We start from the raw sequence: 16,284 nt of genomic DNA on the forward strand, positions 1-16,284 counted from the left end.
CAAAAATCGTAGATGATTTTTGGCTCCGTCTTTTTCTATGAATGCAGGAATCTCTGCAATAAACAAAATCATTTTGGAAAAGGAGGGTACCTATGCTGAATCAGCCACTTACGGTATTAAAGGGTGTCGGAGAAAAACGCGCCCAAGACTTGGCGAGTTTAGGGATCGAAACCATTGAAGACCTGCTGAAGTATTATCCGTTTCGTTATGAAGACATTCAAGAACGGCAATTAGCGGAGATTCAAGACCAAGAAAAAGTAACGATCAAGGGGATCGTCGTTTCCCCGCCGGTCGTCAATCGCTTTGGCTATAAGAAAAGTCGGTTGCAATTTCGCATGATGCAAGACCACGATGTCTTTAATGTCTCCTTTTTCAATCAGCCTTATTTGAAGGACAAAGTAGAGGTCTCAGAAGAGATCGCCGTCTATGGCAAATGGGACGCCAAACGCAAAGGACTGACGGGGATGAAGATTCTTGGTAGTAAAAGCGGCGAAGACTTTGCACCGATCTATCATGTCAATAAAGCCGTGCGTCAAAGTGTGTTGATCGAACTGATCAAACAGGCATTTCTTGATTTTGGTGATCAGATCACAGAGATCTTGCCTTTGTCATTGATCGAAAAATATCGCTTGTTGGATCGGAAATCCGCGATGTTTGCGATGCACTTTCCCAAAGATCCGCAAGAGAGTCATCAAGCGAAGCGTCGGGTGATTTTTGAAGAGTTCTTTTTGTTCCAAATGCAGATCCAAGGACTGAAGAAAAGCGAAAAAGCCGAGAAAAACGGCTTGGCGATCGATTATGATGTGCGACGCTTGAAAGAATTTACTCGTAAACTGCCCTTTGAATTGACGAATGCGCAAAAGCGCGTGACCAATGAAATCTGCCATGACCTGAAAAGTCCGCAGCACATGCAGCGGCTCTTGCAAGGAGATGTAGGGAGCGGGAAAACAGTCGTTGCGGCGATCGCCCTCTATGCTACGATGACGGCTGGCTTTCAGGGCGCACTGATGGTGCCGACTGAAATTTTGGCCCAACAGCACCTAGAAAGCTTGAATCAACTCTTTGACCCCTTAGAAGTGACCACCGCTCTTTTGACAGGCTCGACCAAACCAAAAGAACGGCGGGTCATCTTAGAACATTTAGCAGCCGGGGAGATCGATATCATCGTTGGGACCCATGCGCTGATCCAAGAAGGGGTAGACTTTGCACATCTTGGCTTAGTCATCACCGATGAACAACACCGTTTTGGGGTCAATCAGCGAAAAGTATTAAGGGAAAAAGGCTATCTGCCTGATGTGCTCTTTATGACCGCCACACCAATCCCACGTACACTAGCGATCACTGCCTATGGCGAAATGGATGTTTCGGTGATCGATGAAATGCCGGCAGGACGGATTCCTGTAGAGACTCGCTGGGTCAGACCGCCGCAGTTTGAATCGATCTTAGAGTGGGCGCAAAAAGAATTGGCACAGGGGCATCAGATGTATGTCATCTGTCCTTTGATCGAAGAATCCGAAATGCTGGATGTCAAGAATGCCACGGAGATTTATGAGCAGCTGCAAAGTTATTTTTCCCCAACCTATCAAGTAGGGATGTTGCACGGGAAAATGAAGAATCAAGAAAAAGACACTATTATGGAAGCATTCAAAGAAAATCAACTGCAGATCTTGGTTTCCACGACGGTCATCGAAGTAGGGGTCAATGTTCCCAATGCGACAGTGATGCTGATCATCGATGCTGATCGTTTCGGATTAGCCCAGCTCCACCAATTACGTGGACGGGTAGGACGCGGCGCCGATGCTTCTTACTGTATTTTGATCGCGAACCCGAAAAATGAGACGGGGGTCGAACGAATGAAAATCATGACAGAAACCACCAACGGCTTTGTAGTCAGCGAAAAAGACCTGCAGTTGCGGGGGCCAGGAGAAGTCTTCGGCAATCGACAATCGGGCTTGCCAGAGTTTGCGGCTGCCGATTTGGTCGCGGATGCCCATATTCTAGAAGTGGCACAAGTCGAAGCTACCCAGCTTTGGCAAAAAAACGGCTGGCAGCTGTTGCCAGAATTTTCGGCATTGGCGAACTATTTGGCAGCAAAAAAAGCAGACAAACAATTTTTTGATTAAAGAATATGCTATACTGATTGGGAAAATGAAGGGAGTGGCAGCGAGATGCGGATTGCTGTTGATGCAATGGGCGGAGACAACGCCCCAAAAGCGATCGTAGAAGGAGTCATGCTGGCGAAAAAAGACTTTCCAGAGATTGAATTCCTCCTTTACGGAAAAGAAAATGAAATCAAAAAATACATGACGGATGATAAAAATGTCACTATCATCCACACAGATGAAAAAATCAATAGTGATGACGAACCCGTCAAAGCAATCAGACGGAAAAAAACCGCTTCAATGGTCTTAGCGGCACAAGCAGTGAAAAATGGCGAAGCAGATGCGATTTTTTCAGCTGGAAATACCGGTGCCTTGTTAGCGGCTGGTTTGTTTATCGTCGGTCGGATCAAAGGAATCGATCGTCCAGGATTAATGTCCACAATGCCAGTGATCGGCAAAGATGCTGGCTTTGATATGCTGGATCTAGGTGCCAATGCCGACAATAAACCAGAACATTTGGCAAACTATGCCGTCTTAGGATCCTTTTACGCCCAAAAAGTTCGTGGGATCAATCGACCACGGGTCGGCTTGTTAAATAACGGAACGGAAGAAACCAAAGGTAGTGAATTAACGAAAAAAGCCTTTGAACTGCTGTCAGCGGATCCTACGATCCACTTTATCGGCAATGTCGAAGCCCGGGAATTGCTGGATGGTGCAGCTGACGTCGTCGTGACAGATGGCTTTACTGGGAACGCTGTTTTGAAATCGATCGAAGGAACCGCCTTGAACTTGATGGCGTTGTTGAAACAATCGATTCTTGATTCAGGTACCAAAGGAAAATTAGGCGCATTGTTACTGAAAGATGCATTGCGGAAAGTGAAAAATGAAATGGATTATGCGAAACATGGCGGGGCCGTATTGTTTGGTTTGAAAGCACCAGTCATCAAAACCCATGGTGCGACAGGACCAGAAGCGGTAGCGTACACCATCAAGCAGATCCATACGATGCTAGCAACAGATGTCGTGGCACAATTGGTCGCCCACTTTGAAGAAATGCCGACTGCAAAAGACGAAACGCAATCATAATGCAATGATTGTAATGAAATTGCAAAAATATCTAGACAAAAAGCATAGAAAGCAGTACAATGTTTGTTAGCCATTCTATGTTTTGTGCAAACGCGTGGAGGTGAAGCCAGTTGACACGAGATGAAGTATTCAAGAAAGTTGCGGTCGTGATCGCCAATCATTTTGAAATTGACGCAGAGAACGTAACGGATACGATGAGCATTAAAGACGACTTGAACGCTGATTCGATCAGTGTGATGGAATTCGTCCTTGAACTAGAAGATGAATTTGGTACCGAGATTTCTGATGAAGATGCCGAGCAGATCGAAACAGTCGGTGGAGCGGTTGATTATATTTCAAGCCATCTTGCTTAAGACAGACATAAGAGCTAAGTCCTAGATGACTTAGCTCTTTCTTTCTCATAATTGATCCGCAGTGATTTTGAGCGGCTTTTCTTTGGTAGTGAAATCTAAAAAACGGTCGTTAAACCTGACATGACGGCGTTGAAAGCATAATGTAAATTTTCTGAAAATTCAGTGTATTAACTTTTCTGGGACTTGCATTATTGGTGGCATTTCTATATAATTATTAAGAATATATTATACAATGTTAAGAAAGCTTTTGGAAATGAAATGCATGTTCCTTCTTTTTTTACATTAAATTGCAAGACATCTTAGAAAGTAGAGAGGGGTATTCGATTGTCCAGAGATAATCAATTACTAGATGTTCAAAACCTTCACACAGGTTTTCGTATTAAAGACGATTACTATGACGCAGTAGATGGTATTTCTTTTACACTGGATCGCAATGAGATCTTAGCGATCGTAGGAGAATCTGGTTGCGGCAAGAGTACGTTAGCTACAACGATCATGGGGCTGCATGACCCAAACAACACGAAAATCACCGGAGAAATCTTATATAAAGATTTAAACTTGTCAAACTTAAACGAAACGCTGTACAACAAAATTCGCGGAAATGATATTGGGATGATTTTCCAAGATCCATTGTCTGCACTGAATCCTTTGATGCGGATCGAAGATCAAATCAAAGAAGGGTTATCCTACCATACGGATATGACCGCCGAACAGCGTCAAGCACGAGCATTAGAATTATTAGAACAAGTGGGGATTCCCAATCCACCGCGAGTAGGACGTCAATACCCTCATGAATTGTCTGGTGGGATGCGTCAGCGGGTCATCATTGCGATCGCGATTGCTTGTAAACCACCAATCATTATTGCCGATGAACCAACGACCGCGTTGGACGTGACAATCCAAGCACAGATCCTTGATCTACTAAAAGATTTGCAAGAAGAAACACAGACGGGGATCATTTTGATCACCCACGATTTAGGTGTCGTAGCAGAGATGGCCGACCGAGTAGCCGTGATGTACGGGGGTCAGTTTGTGGAAGTCGCAACAGCCGAAGAGTTGTTTGCCAATCCGAAACATCCATACACCCGCTCATTGCTTAACTCGATCCCTCAAGAAAATTCACAAGACAGTGAACTGCACGTGATCGAAGGCGTAGTTCCTTCATTGAAAAATATGCCACGGACGGGTTGTCGGTTTGCCGCACGGATTCCTTGGATTCCTGAAAGCGACCACGAAGCAAACCCAGTCTTGCATGAAGTAGCACCTGATCATTTGGTCCGTTGCACATGCTACAAGCATTTTCATTTTAGAGACGAAGAAGGAGAAGTGTAGATGACAGAATTAATTACAATTAAAGATCTGAAAGTCCACTATCCTATTCGCAGCGGATTTTTCAACCGCGTCACGGACCATGTGTATGCCGTTGACGGTGTGGACTTCATCATAGAAAAAGGAAAAACCTACGGATTGGTTGGTGAGTCTGGTTCTGGTAAATCCACGACGGGGAAAGCCATCGTTGGGTTAGAAAAAATCACCAGTGGCGAAATCATTTATGACGGGCAAGACGTGACCAAACGTTCTGTCCGCAAGAAAATGAACTACAACAAAGATGTCCAAATGATTTTCCAAGATTCGATGTCCAGCTTGAATCCTAAAAAACGCGTGGTCGACATTATCGCCGAACCATTACGCAACTTTGAACGCTTAAGCGATCAAGAAGAGAAAAAACGAGTGAAAAGCCTTCTGGATATCGTTGGGATGCCAGAAGATGCCCTATACAAATATCCTCACGAGTTCTCTGGTGGTCAACGTCAGCGGTTAGGGGTTGCCCGCGCGGTAGCATCCAATCCAAAACTGATCGTCGCAGATGAGCCGGTTTCAGCCCTTGACTTATCCGTGCAAGCGCAGGTACTGAACTTTATGAAACGGATCCAGCAAGAATTTGGCTTAAGTTTCTTATTTATCTCTCATGACTTAGGGGTCGTAAAACATATGTGCGACAATATCGCCATCATGTACAAAGGCCGCTTCGTTGAGATTGGGACACGGGAAGACATCTATCAAGACCCGCGTCACATCTATACAAAACGTTTATTATCAGCGATTCCTCAAATCGACGTAAAAAATCGCGATGCTCACAAAGAAAACCGCCGCAAGGTCGAGTTGGAATATGTGACCCATCAAAAAGATTACTACGACGAAACTGGCAGAGTGTATGACTTGCGTAAAATCACCGAGTCGCACCAAGTCGCATTGAAAAACGGGGGTGCTGAATAATGTGGAAAACAATTCTACGTCGTTTGTTGTTGATGATCCCGCAAGTCATTATTTTGAGTATCTTGATTTTCTTGATCGCACAAGCAATGCCTGGGGATCCATTTACAGGTTTGATCAATCCAAACCAAGATCCAGCTGTTATTGAGCGGATGCGTGAAGCCGCTGGTTTGAATGACCCATGGTATACCCAGTATTTCCGTTGGATCGGAAATGCCTTAAAAGGGGACTTTGGTCAAAGTTTCATCTTTAAATTACCTGTTTCAACGTTATTAGCAGGACGTATCAGCAATACATTGTGGTTATCTTTATTGACGGTCATTTTGACTTACGTGATTGCCATTCCTTTAGGGATGTGGGCAGGACGTTACCAAAATTCATTGCTTGATAAAGTCGTCGTTGTTTACAACTTCTTCAGTTTCGCCGTACCGTTGTTTATCTTTGCGTTGATCGCATTGTTCATCTTCGGTTACCGATTGGCTTGGTTCCCAACGGGTGGTTCCGTTGCACCGGGGGTCAGTGGCATGGCTGAGTTTTGGAGTCGCTTGTATCACCTACTATTACCGGCGATCACTTCTGCATTATTAGGAACAGCAGTGACGATCCAATACTTGCGAAGTGAAGTCATTGATTCGAAATCATTGGATTTCGTTCGTACCGCTCGTTCAAAAGGGGTACCAACGAATAAAGTCTTCTCACGTCACGTTTTCCGTAATGCATCGTTGCCGATCGCATCACAAATGGGCTACGAGATCACTTCATTGATCGCAGGTTCTGTGGTCATTGAGAAAATCTTCGCTTACCCAGGTGTCGGAAAACTGTTTATCGATAGTATCGTCCAACGGGACTATGCCGTGATCACTTCACTGACATTGATCTTAGGACTAGCGACCTTGATCGGTACGCTGCTATCAGATATCATCATGAGTATTGTCGATCCAAGAATCAGAATCCAGTAATAGGAGGGGATAAATGTGTCTGAAAAGAAAGAAAAAGTACTAAAACAAGAGAGCATCCCGCCTATGGGATTAAAAATGATTTTTCGCGAATTCTTAAAAGATAAAATGGCGATCTTTTCATTAGTGTTGTTAGTCGCAGTTTTGTTGTTCGTGTTTATCGGCTCAGCAGTTATCGACCAATCACAAGTGATGCGTGTCAGCATCCTTGATAAATACGCTGTACCTGGCGCGATTTCGCCAAACGGCGGCACCTACCTTTTAGGGGCGGATGAAGGTGGCCGTGATGTTTGGGGACAATTGATCATCGGTGCGCGTAACTCAATCTTGATTGGTTTTTCAATCACGATCATTACGTCGATCGTTGGGGTCGGACTAGGGATCATCTCAGGTTACTATGGTGGCATCATTGATAACATTTTGATGCGTATCGTTGACTTCGTTATGATTTTGCCGATCATGTTGATCATTATCGTTATCGTATCGATCGTACCTCGTTACAACGTTTGGACCTTTATATGGGTCATGAGTGCCTTTTACTGGGTCGGAAAAGCAAGGCTCTTCCGAAGTAAGACCCTTTCAGAAGGCCGTCGCGACTATGTTAGTGCATCGAAAACCCTCGGAACCAATGACTTTGTCATCATGTTCCGCGAAATCATGCCGAACCTTAGCTCATTGATCATCACCAACTTAACAATGAACTTTGCAGCGAATATCGGTATTGAAACGACACTAACATTCTTAGGTTTTGGTCTGCCGACCAATGTTCCAAGTTTAGGAACACTGATCGGATATGCCAGCAGCGGTGATGTGCTGGTCAACAGACAGTGGATCTGGTTACCCGCATCAATTCTAATTTTAGTCTTGATGTTGAGTATCAATTACGTTGGTCAAGCATTTAAGCGTTCAGCGGATGCGCGTCAACGACTAGGATAAACAAGGAGGATACAGGATGAAGAAAAATATTTTTGGTATGGTCACTCTTTTGTCAGTGTTAGCATTGGCAGCTTGTGGCAGCAACGGCGGCGGAACCGATTCTTCTGGTGGCGGCAGCAATGCAGCAAACGATACGGAAGATGTAAGCAACTTTCCAATCGAAGTTAGCAATGATGCAGAGGCAATCGAAGGTGGTACTTTGGATGTTGCAGTAGTGATGGATACGCAATTCCAAGGGTTGTTCCAAACAGAATTTTATCAAGATAACTATGATGCACAATTTATGTTGCCAAGTAATGAAAGTTTATTCGTCAATGACGCTGATTTCAAAATTGTTGACGGCGGGGCTGCAAACCTTGAGCTAGATGAAGACAACAACGCAGCAACAATTACTTTACGCGACAACCTGAAATGGTCTGATGGCGAAGATGTTACGGCAGATGATATCATCTTCACTTACGAAGTAATTGGTAACAAAGATTATACTGGTATTCGTTATGATAGTAACTTTACTAACATTGTTGGTATGGAAGATTACCATGATGGCAAAGCTGATACTATTTCTGGTATCACCAAAGAAAGTGACAAAGTCGTTAAAATTCAATACAAAGAAGTTCACCCTGGTATGATGCAAGCAGGTGGTGGTATTTGGGCTTCAGCATTACCAAAACACGCCTTTGAAGGAATCGAAGTCAAAGATATGGAATCAAGCGATCAAGTTCGTAAAAATCCAATCGTCTTCGGACCTTATGTAATGTCAAATATCGTAGCTGGTGAATCCGTAGAGTACGTTCCAAACGAATACTATTATGGAGATAAGCCAAAACTAGATAAATTATCATTTAAAGCAGTTCCAACTTCATCTATTGTTGAAGCGATGAACGCAAAACAATATGATATGGCTTTATCAATGCCGACAGATACGTATCCTACTTATAAAGATACTGACGGTTATCAAATCTTAGGCCGAACAGATACTGCTTACACTTATTTAGGTTTCAAATTAGGTAAATGGAATGCCGATGAAGGAAAAGTTGAATACAATCCTGATTCAAAAATGGCTGACAAGTCATTGCGTCAAGCAATGGGTTATGCATTAGATAATGATGCTGTCGGAAGCCGTTTCTACAATGGCTTGCGTACAAATGCAACGACATTGATCCCACCAGTATTTGGCTCATTACACAATACAGATGTTGAAGGTTATACTTTAAACATCGACAAAGCAAATCAATTACTTGATGATGCTGGCTACAAAGATGTCGATGGCGACGGTATGCGTGAAGACAAAAATGGTGAGAAATTAACCATTAACTTTGCTTCAATGTCAGGTGGCGAAACAGCACAACCATTAGCAGATTACTACATCCAACAATGGAATGAAATCGGACTTGATGTACAATACACAACAGGTCGCTTGATTGACTTCCAAGCATTCTATGACAAATTGGAAAATGATGATCCTGAGATTGATGTTTACCAAGGTGCATGGAATACTGGTTATGACCCATCACCAATGGGCTTGTATGGACCTAACTCTGCGTTCAACTACACTCGTTTTGAATCAGAAGAAAATACGAAATTGCTAGAAGCAATCGATTCAAAAGATTCGTTTGACGAAGCAAAACGTAAAGAAGCATTTGATGCATGGCAAGAATATGCTGCTGATGAAGCGTTTGTTATCCCAACACTTTACCGTAGTGCGGTGTTACCTGTATCAAATCGCGTCAAAGACTTCACATGGGCTTATGATGTGAATTACAATCCTTGGGCAACAATTTCAGTTACAGCTGAATCTCGTTAATCAATGATCGATGAAAAGACGTCCTTTCCAGGACGTCTTTTTTTTCTGTTTTTTTGCGGGTATCTGAGGAAAACAGGCTTTTTTATACAGGAGAAGATTAAGTAAATAAAATTTTATTACAGTCTTTCCAAGAATTTGGAGGAAACATTTCATAATTCGGCAAAAACCAGTATAATAGGGAAGTGTCGATAAACTAATGAAGGAATGTGACAAATGAATACACAATTAACGAAAGAACTAAAAGAAAAGTTTGATATTGTGTTCCATGATGTAGATCTGCTTGAACAAGCGTTTACGCATTCATCTTATGTGAATGAGCACCGCAACTTGCACTTGTCAGATAACGAACGTTTAGAGTTTTTGGGCGATGCTGTCTTAGAGTTGATCGTTTCACGGTATTTGTATCGTGAATTGCCAGATCTGCCCGAAGGTAAGCTGACGAAGCTACGGGCGGCAATCGTTCGCGAAGACAGTTTATCCATGTTTGCCAAAGATTGCCGATTCGATGAATACATTCGTCTAGGCAAAGGGGAAGAAAACTCTGGCGGTCGTAAACGACCTTCTTTGCTTTGTGATCTATTTGAAGCCTTTTTAGGTGCGTTATACTTGGACCAAGGACTGGAAAGTGTCAGCGGCTTTTTGACGAAAGTTGTTTTTCCAAAAGTAAAAGCAGGTGCTTTTTCCCATGAGATGGATCACAAGACCCGCTTGCAAGAAGTCTTGCAGCGTGGCGGCGATGTTTCCATCAATTATCGTTTGATCAAAGAAGCAGGCCCCGCCCATGAACGGATTTTTTGGACGGAAGTCTATTGCGATGACACCTTGATCGGAAAAGGACAAGGAAAATCGAAGAAATTATCAGAACAGGACGCCGCTGCGAATGCCTTGGCGGATCTTGAACAGTAAGAGAGGACTGGCGGAGTGTATTTAAAACGAATAGAGATTGCCGGCTTTAAATCCTTTGCCGACCGCACAGTCATTGATTTCGAACATCGAGTGACTGCAGTCGTCGGACCAAATGGCAGCGGCAAGAGCAATATTACCGAAGCGATTCGTTGGGTTTTAGGAGAACAATCTGCCAAAAATCTACGTGGTGGCAAAATGCCTGATGTTATTTTTGCAGGTTCTGACACCCGCAGAGCGCTAAATATAGCGGAAGTGACGATCGTTTTAGACAATAGCGATCATTACTTGCCGATGGATTACAGTGAGATCAGCGTGACTCGCCGCTTGAGAAGAACCGGCGAAAGCGACTTTTTCTTAAATAAACAAGCTTGCCGTTTAAAGGATATCCAAGAGTTATTTATGGACTCTGGGTTGGGGAAAGAATCATTTTCGATCATTTCCCAAGGCAAGGTAGAAGCAATTTTCAGCAGCAAACCAGAAGACCGTCGTGGGATTTTTGAAGAAGCGGCGGGGGTATTGAAATACAAACAGCGGAAAAAGAAAGCCGAGCAAAAATTGTTTGAAACGGAAGACAATTTAAGCCGTCTACAAGATATCATTTATGAACTAGAAGATCAGTTGGTGCCTCTGGCAGCCCAAAGTGAAGCAGCCAACCGCTTTTTAGCGTTAAAAGAAAAATTGACGACGGTCGATGTGGCCTATGCGGTCTTAGAGATCACGAAAGCAAAAGAAGCGTGGGAGACAGCCAAAGCTCAACTGAGTACCTTTAACCAAGAACTGGCGCAGATTTCCGAAAAGATCAACCAAGGGGAACTGTCGTTACATTCTTTGCGGCAACAACGTACTGCTTTTGATGAAACGTTGGAGCGTTTGAATCAGCAGCTTTTAGAGGTCACCGAAGGACTGAAGCAAGCCGAAGGGCAAAAAGAAGTCTTGGATGAACGTTCAAAGCATACGCAAAAAAGCTCTGCCGAATACCAAGAAACTTTAGAGGAAGTCACAGAGCGGGTCACACTTTTAAATGAAGAAAAAACGGAACTGATCGGCTTGCTTTCACAAAAGAATCGTAGTGTGCAGGAAGTTGAAGCAGCGATGCTGGCGTGTCAGCAAGAGCAGGAAAAGTACCAACGTTCAGCAAAAGAAATCATTGAAGAGTTGCGTAGCCAATATGTCGAAGCCATGCAGGAGCAGGCAACGATCGGAAACGAATTGAAATACTTGGAGCGTCAATACCAACAAGAAGCCGCGAAAAATCAAACGGCGCTAAGCAAGCAGACGCAAATGAATACGTCGTTGAAAGAAAAGACGACGGAAGCGCAAATCGTGGAAGAGCAGCTGACGCAGGCTAAAGCGATTTTAGAAGAACAACGCAAGCAATACATCCATCTTCAAGAAAAAGCTCAGACCAACAAAAAACGCTTTGATGAAGAACAAAAGAAAATGTATCAGTTAATGAGTCAAGTGCAGCAGGTACGAGCGAAACAGCGCAGTCTGCAAGACATTCAAGAAAATTATAGCGGCTTTTATCAAGGCGTTCGCTTGATTTTGAAAAACAAACAGCAGATCAGCGGTATCGTTGGCGCAGTAGCGGAGTTGATCGATGTGCCGCAAGACTATACCGTGGCGATCGAGACCGCATTAGGCGCCGCTGCACAGCATGTCGTCGTTGAAAATGAGCGGGATGCGCGAGCAGCCATCACGTATTTGAAAGAAAATCGAGGGGGGCGTGCAACCTTCCTACCGCTGACGACCATCAAAGCCCGTCATTTGCCAGATTATGCCCGCAATCAAGCCAAGCAAGTGTCTGGATTTATCGGCGTTGCCAGCGAATTGGTCCAGTCGCCCGAACACGTCCAAACGATTACGGATAACTTGTTAGGCAGTATCTTGATTGCCGAAGACTTGCAAAGTGCCAATGCGTTAGCACGGGCATTGAACTATAGCTATCGGGTCGTTTCCTTAGAAGGGGATGTCATGAATGCTGGCGGTTCCATGACGGGTGGCGCAACGAAGAAAAATGCCGGTAGTTTGTTTAGCCAAAGTAACGAGCTGCAACAATTGACGGCACAAGCGGCGCAACTGGATGAGCGGCTTTTAAAAACGGAAAAGCAAGTCCAGCATTTTGAAGCAGCGACCAAAGAAGCACAAGCAGCATTAGAAGAATTGCGGACGCAAGGAGAACAGGCTCGCATGACGGAGCATGAGCTGCAAAGCCGCTTACAAAATCTTGAGAATGACCTGAGCCGCTTGAAGCAAGAGCAGCAAGTGTTTGATTTTGAACATCGCGAAGTGCAAGCCTTCTTTGAGGAATATGATGAGAAGAAGACGAGCTTGGAAGAACAGCAAAAGAATATTGCAGCGCAATTGGCGAAAATCGACCAAGATATTCATCAAATGAATGCCGAAGAAGACTTGATCGAGGAAAAACGCCAAACCTTAGCACAAGAAAGTGCGCGCTTGCAGGCAGCTTTCGCAGTTCAAAAAGAACAAGTGGCGCATTTGCAGCAAAAAATTGCCGCTACGAATCAAGCATTGGAAGAAAACGAAGCGCGTCAACACTCCTTAGAAAGGCAGTTAGCTGCCTTGACAAGCAACGTCAGCGATCATGAGTTTTCAGAAGAAAGCATTCTTCAGCGAATTGAAGCATTCACAAAAACCAAGCAGCAGGTAACAGCGGAATTGACGGTGATTCGTGAACAACGTCAAGTCGTTCAACAAGAAATCGGCGCATTAGACGAAGCCCTGAGTGCTGAAAACTTAACGCAAAAAGAAAAGCTGTCAGAAAAAACTGAAGTTGAGATCGAAAAAAATCGCGCAGAATTGGTGATGGATAATCGTTTGTTGTATTTACAAGAAGAATACAATCTCACCTTTGAAAAGGCAGCGCAAGATTTCCCTGAAATTGAGGATGCAGAACAAGCCAAAGTCGACATTCAGGAACTAAAACATGCGATCGAGCAAATTGGTCCAGTCAATTTAAATGCGATCGAACAATATGAACAAGTCAATCAACGGCATTTGTTCTTGACGAGTCAGCGAGACGATCTGCTGTCGGCTAAAGCACAGCTGTTTGATACGATGTCTGAAATGGATGAAGAAGTCAAAACCCGTTTCGGCGAAGTCTTCGATGCGATCCGTCTGCAATTCAAACAAGTATTTCCTAATATGTTTGGCGGCGGTCATGCGGAATTAGTCTTAACAGATCCGAAAGATTTATTGAACACTGGGATTGAGATCGAAGCCCAACCACCGGGCAAGAAATTGCAAAACCTCAGCTTGCTATCAGGGGGCGAACGGGCACTGACTGCGATTGCGTTATTGTTTTCCATTATTCAAGTTCGTCCAGTACCGTTTTGTGTGCTTGACGAAGTGGAAGCAGCATTGGATGAAGCCAATGTCTCTCGTTTCGGTCATTACTTGAGTGCTTTCCAAAATGATACACAGTTTATCGTCGTAACTCACCGTAAAGGAACGATGGAGGCAGCAGATGTGTTGTATGGTGTGACCATGCAAGAATCTGGAGTGTCGAAGACCGTGTCCGTGCGCTTAGAAGAAGTGCGTGAAGGCGGTAGTTTTGCAGCAGATCAAGCATAGAGGAGGAATGGTATGATTAAACTGATTGCGATCGATTTAGACGGAACGTTATTGAATGACAAAAAAGAAGTGACTCCTCGCAACAAAGAGGTACTTGCTCGTGCCAAAGCACAAGGCGTAAAAATCGTCATTTGTACGGGACGTCCATTACGGGCGATCCGCCCCTATTTAGAAGAATTATCGCTAAAAGAACCCGGCGACTATAGCATCACCTTTAACGGCGGTTTGGTTCAAAAAAATGAGACTGGCGAGATCATTGAAAAAGCAGCGATGCAGCTGGCAGATATCCATGAATTGGTTTCAGTGGCGGAAGACTTGAATTTGCCTCTAGACGTGGTATCCGAAGAGATCGTCTTGAGTTTACCCACTTCAGCAGCGCATCCATCGATTTATGGCTCGTTGAATCCTTTATTGGATTGTCGTCCTTTTGCCGTAGCTGATCTTGATGAATCGATGCTCTATAATAAAGCGGTGATCGCCTACCATCAGGAAGTCTTGGATCCTAAGATCCCTGAGATTTCCTCAGAGATCCGCGAGAAGTATGAAATTATCAAAAGCCGGAATAACCTGTTGGAATTTATGCCTAAAGGAATCACCAAAGCCTATGGTATCAGCCTATTGGCGCAAGATTTAGGGATCAAGCAAGAAGAAGTGATGGCGATCGGTGATGAAGAAAATGACTTGCCGATGATTCGCTATGCAGGGATTGGCGTAGCGATGGCCAATGCCGTGCCAATCATTAAAGAGGCGGCTGACGTTGTTACCGTTTCAAACCAAGAAGACGGTGTGGCAGCAGTGATTGAAGAATATGTCTTAAAAGGAGGTGCGTAAGATGGGATTTTTTGACAAAATCAAAAAAGCGCTGATTGGAGAAACCAAAGAAGCAGAGCAAGAAACCGACAAACCGTTAGTCGATGCTGACTCACCAGAGGCACAGCGTTTAGAAGAAAGCCAGCCAGCACAAACTCCTGCTGAACAAGGCGCTTCAGAACCAGTGGCACCTGCAGAAGCCGCCGACTCCAGTGATTTGGAGGCAGAGCAAGAAACTGCGGAAGTGTCCCCGCAGCAAGAAGCAACGACAGCGAATAAAGGAGAAGAAGCACCAAGTATTCCAGAAGAAGTGGCTAAGGATACACCATCAGAGGAAGTACCAGCTTCTGAACCAATCCTTCAAGCAGCGCCAGAGACGGAAAGTGTGCAGGACAAATACACCAAAGGATTGACGAAATCACGGAAAACCTTTGGGCAACGGATGAACGAATTGTTTGCCAACTTCCGTACGGTGGACGAAGACTTCTTCGAAGAAGTGGAAGAAACGCTGATCGGCGCAGACGTCGGCTTTGATGCGGCGATGAAGATCGCGGATTCATTGAGACAAGAAGTCAAATTGCGTAATGTGAAGAAAACGGCAGATGTCCAAAATGTCATCATCGAAAAACTGGTTGACCTATATGGGGAAGCGGGTGTCGGTGAAGTCAACGAGTTGAACATGCAACCGGGGTTGACCGTCATTTTATTTGTTGGCGTGAACGGTGTTGGGAAAACCACCAGCATCGGGAAATTAGCCCATCAATTCAAAGCCGAAGGCAAGAAAGTCTTATTGGCTGCAGCGGATACTTTCCGTGCCGGTGCCATCGATCAATTAGTGGTCTGGGGTGAACGGGCTGGGGTTGAAGTCGTTCGTGGCAATGCAGGAGGCGATCCAGCAGCGGTTGTGTTTGATGCGATGGAGCGCGCAAAACGAGAAAATGCTGACGTTTTATTAGTAGATACAGCTGGCCGTTTGCAAAACAAAGTCAATTTGATGAACGAATTAGAAAAAATCAAACGGATCATTCAGCGAGTGGACCCAACGGCCCCTCATGAAGTCTTGCTCGTGTTGGATGCAACAACGGGGCAAAATGCCATGAATCAAGCAAAACAGTTTAAAGAGACGACGGATGTTTCTGGCCTCGTCTTAACCAAACTTGATGGCACAGCTAAAGGAGGGATCGTCTTGGCGATCCGTAACGAGCTGCGGCTGCCAGTCAAATTAGTGGGACTTGGAGAAGGCATCAACGATTTAGAACCATTTGATCCAAATGAATTTGTCGTCGGCTTATTCAAAGGCTTGATCAAAGAATAAAAAAAGAAGAGCCCTGTGTCAGGTCAAATACCTGCACATGGCTCTCCTTTATTGTTGCTTTTGTGAGATCAAAGGGAAGAGAAAACGGGTCGTCGTCTCTTTCCATGAGCTTGACTTGTGACGGAAAGCTGAGAACACTTGGCGTGGC

12 protein-coding genes are annotated in these 16,284 nt (G+C 44.4%); all 12 read left to right on the forward strand.

Annotated features, from left to right (window positions below; translation table 11 throughout):
- The first annotated feature begins 92 nt into the window (after nucleotides 1-92).
- A complete protein-coding gene (gene recG / locus IGK63_RS01480; protein ID WP_016611489.1) occupies nucleotides 93-2,123 on the forward strand; it encodes an ATP-dependent DNA helicase RecG in 2,031 nt (676 codons plus the stop codon).
- 45 nt (nucleotides 2,124-2,168) lie between these two features.
- On the forward strand, nucleotides 2,169-3,188 hold the full coding sequence (gene plsX, locus IGK63_RS01485) for a phosphate acyltransferase PlsX (protein WP_016611488.1): 1,020 nt from the start codon (nucleotides 2,169-2,171) through the stop codon (nucleotides 3,186-3,188).
- Nucleotides 3,189-3,298: 110 nt separating this feature from the next.
- Nucleotides 3,299-3,541: an acyl carrier protein gene (gene acpP, locus IGK63_RS01490; RefSeq protein ID WP_005227129.1), complete on the forward strand. Its 243-nt coding sequence runs from the start codon at nucleotides 3,299-3,301 to the stop codon at nucleotides 3,539-3,541.
- Between the two features lie 324 nt (nucleotides 3,542-3,865).
- Nucleotides 3,866-4,873: an ABC transporter ATP-binding protein gene (locus IGK63_RS01495; RefSeq protein ID WP_005227130.1), complete on the forward strand. Its 1,008-nt coding sequence runs from the start codon at nucleotides 3,866-3,868 to the stop codon at nucleotides 4,871-4,873.
- Nucleotides 4,874-5,818, forward strand: a complete 945-nt coding sequence (locus IGK63_RS01500; protein WP_005227131.1) for an ABC transporter ATP-binding protein — start codon at nucleotides 4,874-4,876, stop codon at nucleotides 5,816-5,818. It begins immediately after the preceding gene.
- On the forward strand, nucleotides 5,818-6,774 hold the full coding sequence (gene opp4B, locus IGK63_RS01505) for an oligopeptide ABC transporter permease (RefSeq protein ID WP_005227132.1): 957 nt from the start codon (nucleotides 5,818-5,820) through the stop codon (nucleotides 6,772-6,774). The genes IGK63_RS01500 and opp4B overlap by 1 nt, the downstream gene beginning before the upstream one ends.
- A gap of 63 nt (nucleotides 6,775-6,837) precedes the next feature.
- Nucleotides 6,838-7,707 carry an ABC transporter permease gene (locus IGK63_RS01510; RefSeq protein WP_153883525.1) on the forward strand — a complete coding sequence of 290 codons (870 nt, stop codon included), beginning with the start codon at nucleotides 6,838-6,840 and terminating at the stop codon, nucleotides 7,705-7,707.
- Between the two features lie 16 nt (nucleotides 7,708-7,723).
- Nucleotides 7,724-9,511: an oligopeptide ABC transporter substrate-binding protein gene (locus tag IGK63_RS01515; protein WP_016611487.1), complete on the forward strand. Its 1,788-nt coding sequence runs from the start codon at nucleotides 7,724-7,726 to the stop codon at nucleotides 9,509-9,511.
- 213 nt (nucleotides 9,512-9,724) lie between these two features.
- Nucleotides 9,725-10,417 (forward strand): ribonuclease III, encoded by a 693-nt coding sequence (rnc, locus tag IGK63_RS01520; protein WP_005227136.1) that lies wholly within the window; start codon nucleotides 9,725-9,727, stop codon nucleotides 10,415-10,417.
- Between the two features lie 15 nt (nucleotides 10,418-10,432).
- Entirely contained in the window at nucleotides 10,433-14,011 is a 3,579-nt protein-coding gene (smc, locus tag IGK63_RS01525) for a chromosome segregation protein SMC (RefSeq protein WP_016611485.1), read from the forward strand.
- 12 nt (nucleotides 14,012-14,023) lie between these two features.
- Nucleotides 14,024-14,842: a Cof-type HAD-IIB family hydrolase gene (locus IGK63_RS01530; protein ID WP_005227138.1), complete on the forward strand. Its 819-nt coding sequence runs from the start codon at nucleotides 14,024-14,026 to the stop codon at nucleotides 14,840-14,842.
- 1 nt (nucleotide 14,843) lies between these two features.
- Nucleotides 14,844-16,136 carry a signal recognition particle-docking protein FtsY gene (ftsY, locus tag IGK63_RS01535; RefSeq protein WP_016611484.1) on the forward strand — a complete coding sequence of 431 codons (1,293 nt, stop codon included), beginning with the start codon at nucleotides 14,844-14,846 and terminating at the stop codon, nucleotides 16,134-16,136.
- Nucleotides 16,137-16,284 lie beyond the last annotated feature (148 nt).

It is taken from the genome of Enterococcus sp. AZ040 (assembly GCF_050499185.1).
GTDB classification, from domain to species: domain Bacteria; phylum Bacillota; class Bacilli; order Lactobacillales; family Enterococcaceae; genus Enterococcus_D; species Enterococcus_D entomosocium.

Bases quoted from the DNA above. Each gene is read 5' to 3' on its own strand.
- rnc (WP_005227136.1), top strand. From the start codon at position 9,725: ATGAATACACAATTAACGAAAGAACTAAAAGAAAAGTTTGATATTGTG.
- IGK63_RS01530 (WP_005227138.1), top strand. From the start codon at position 14,024: ATGATTAAACTGATTGCGATCGATTTAGACGGAACGTTATTGAATGAC.
- IGK63_RS01500 (WP_005227131.1), top strand. From the start codon at position 4,874: ATGACAGAATTAATTACAATTAAAGATCTGAAAGTCCACTATCCTATT.
- recG (WP_016611489.1), top strand. From the start codon at position 93: ATGCTGAATCAGCCACTTACGGTATTAAAGGGTGTCGGAGAAAAACGC.
- plsX (WP_016611488.1), top strand. From the start codon at position 2,169: ATGCGGATTGCTGTTGATGCAATGGGCGGAGACAACGCCCCAAAAGCG.
- IGK63_RS01515 (WP_016611487.1), top strand. From the start codon at position 7,724: ATGAAGAAAAATATTTTTGGTATGGTCACTCTTTTGTCAGTGTTAGCA.
- IGK63_RS01510 (WP_153883525.1), top strand. From the start codon at position 6,838: ATGGGATTAAAAATGATTTTTCGCGAATTCTTAAAAGATAAAATGGCG.
- ftsY (WP_016611484.1), top strand. From the start codon at position 14,844: ATGGGATTTTTTGACAAAATCAAAAAAGCGCTGATTGGAGAAACCAAA.
- opp4B (WP_005227132.1), top strand. From the start codon at position 5,818: ATGTGGAAAACAATTCTACGTCGTTTGTTGTTGATGATCCCGCAAGTC.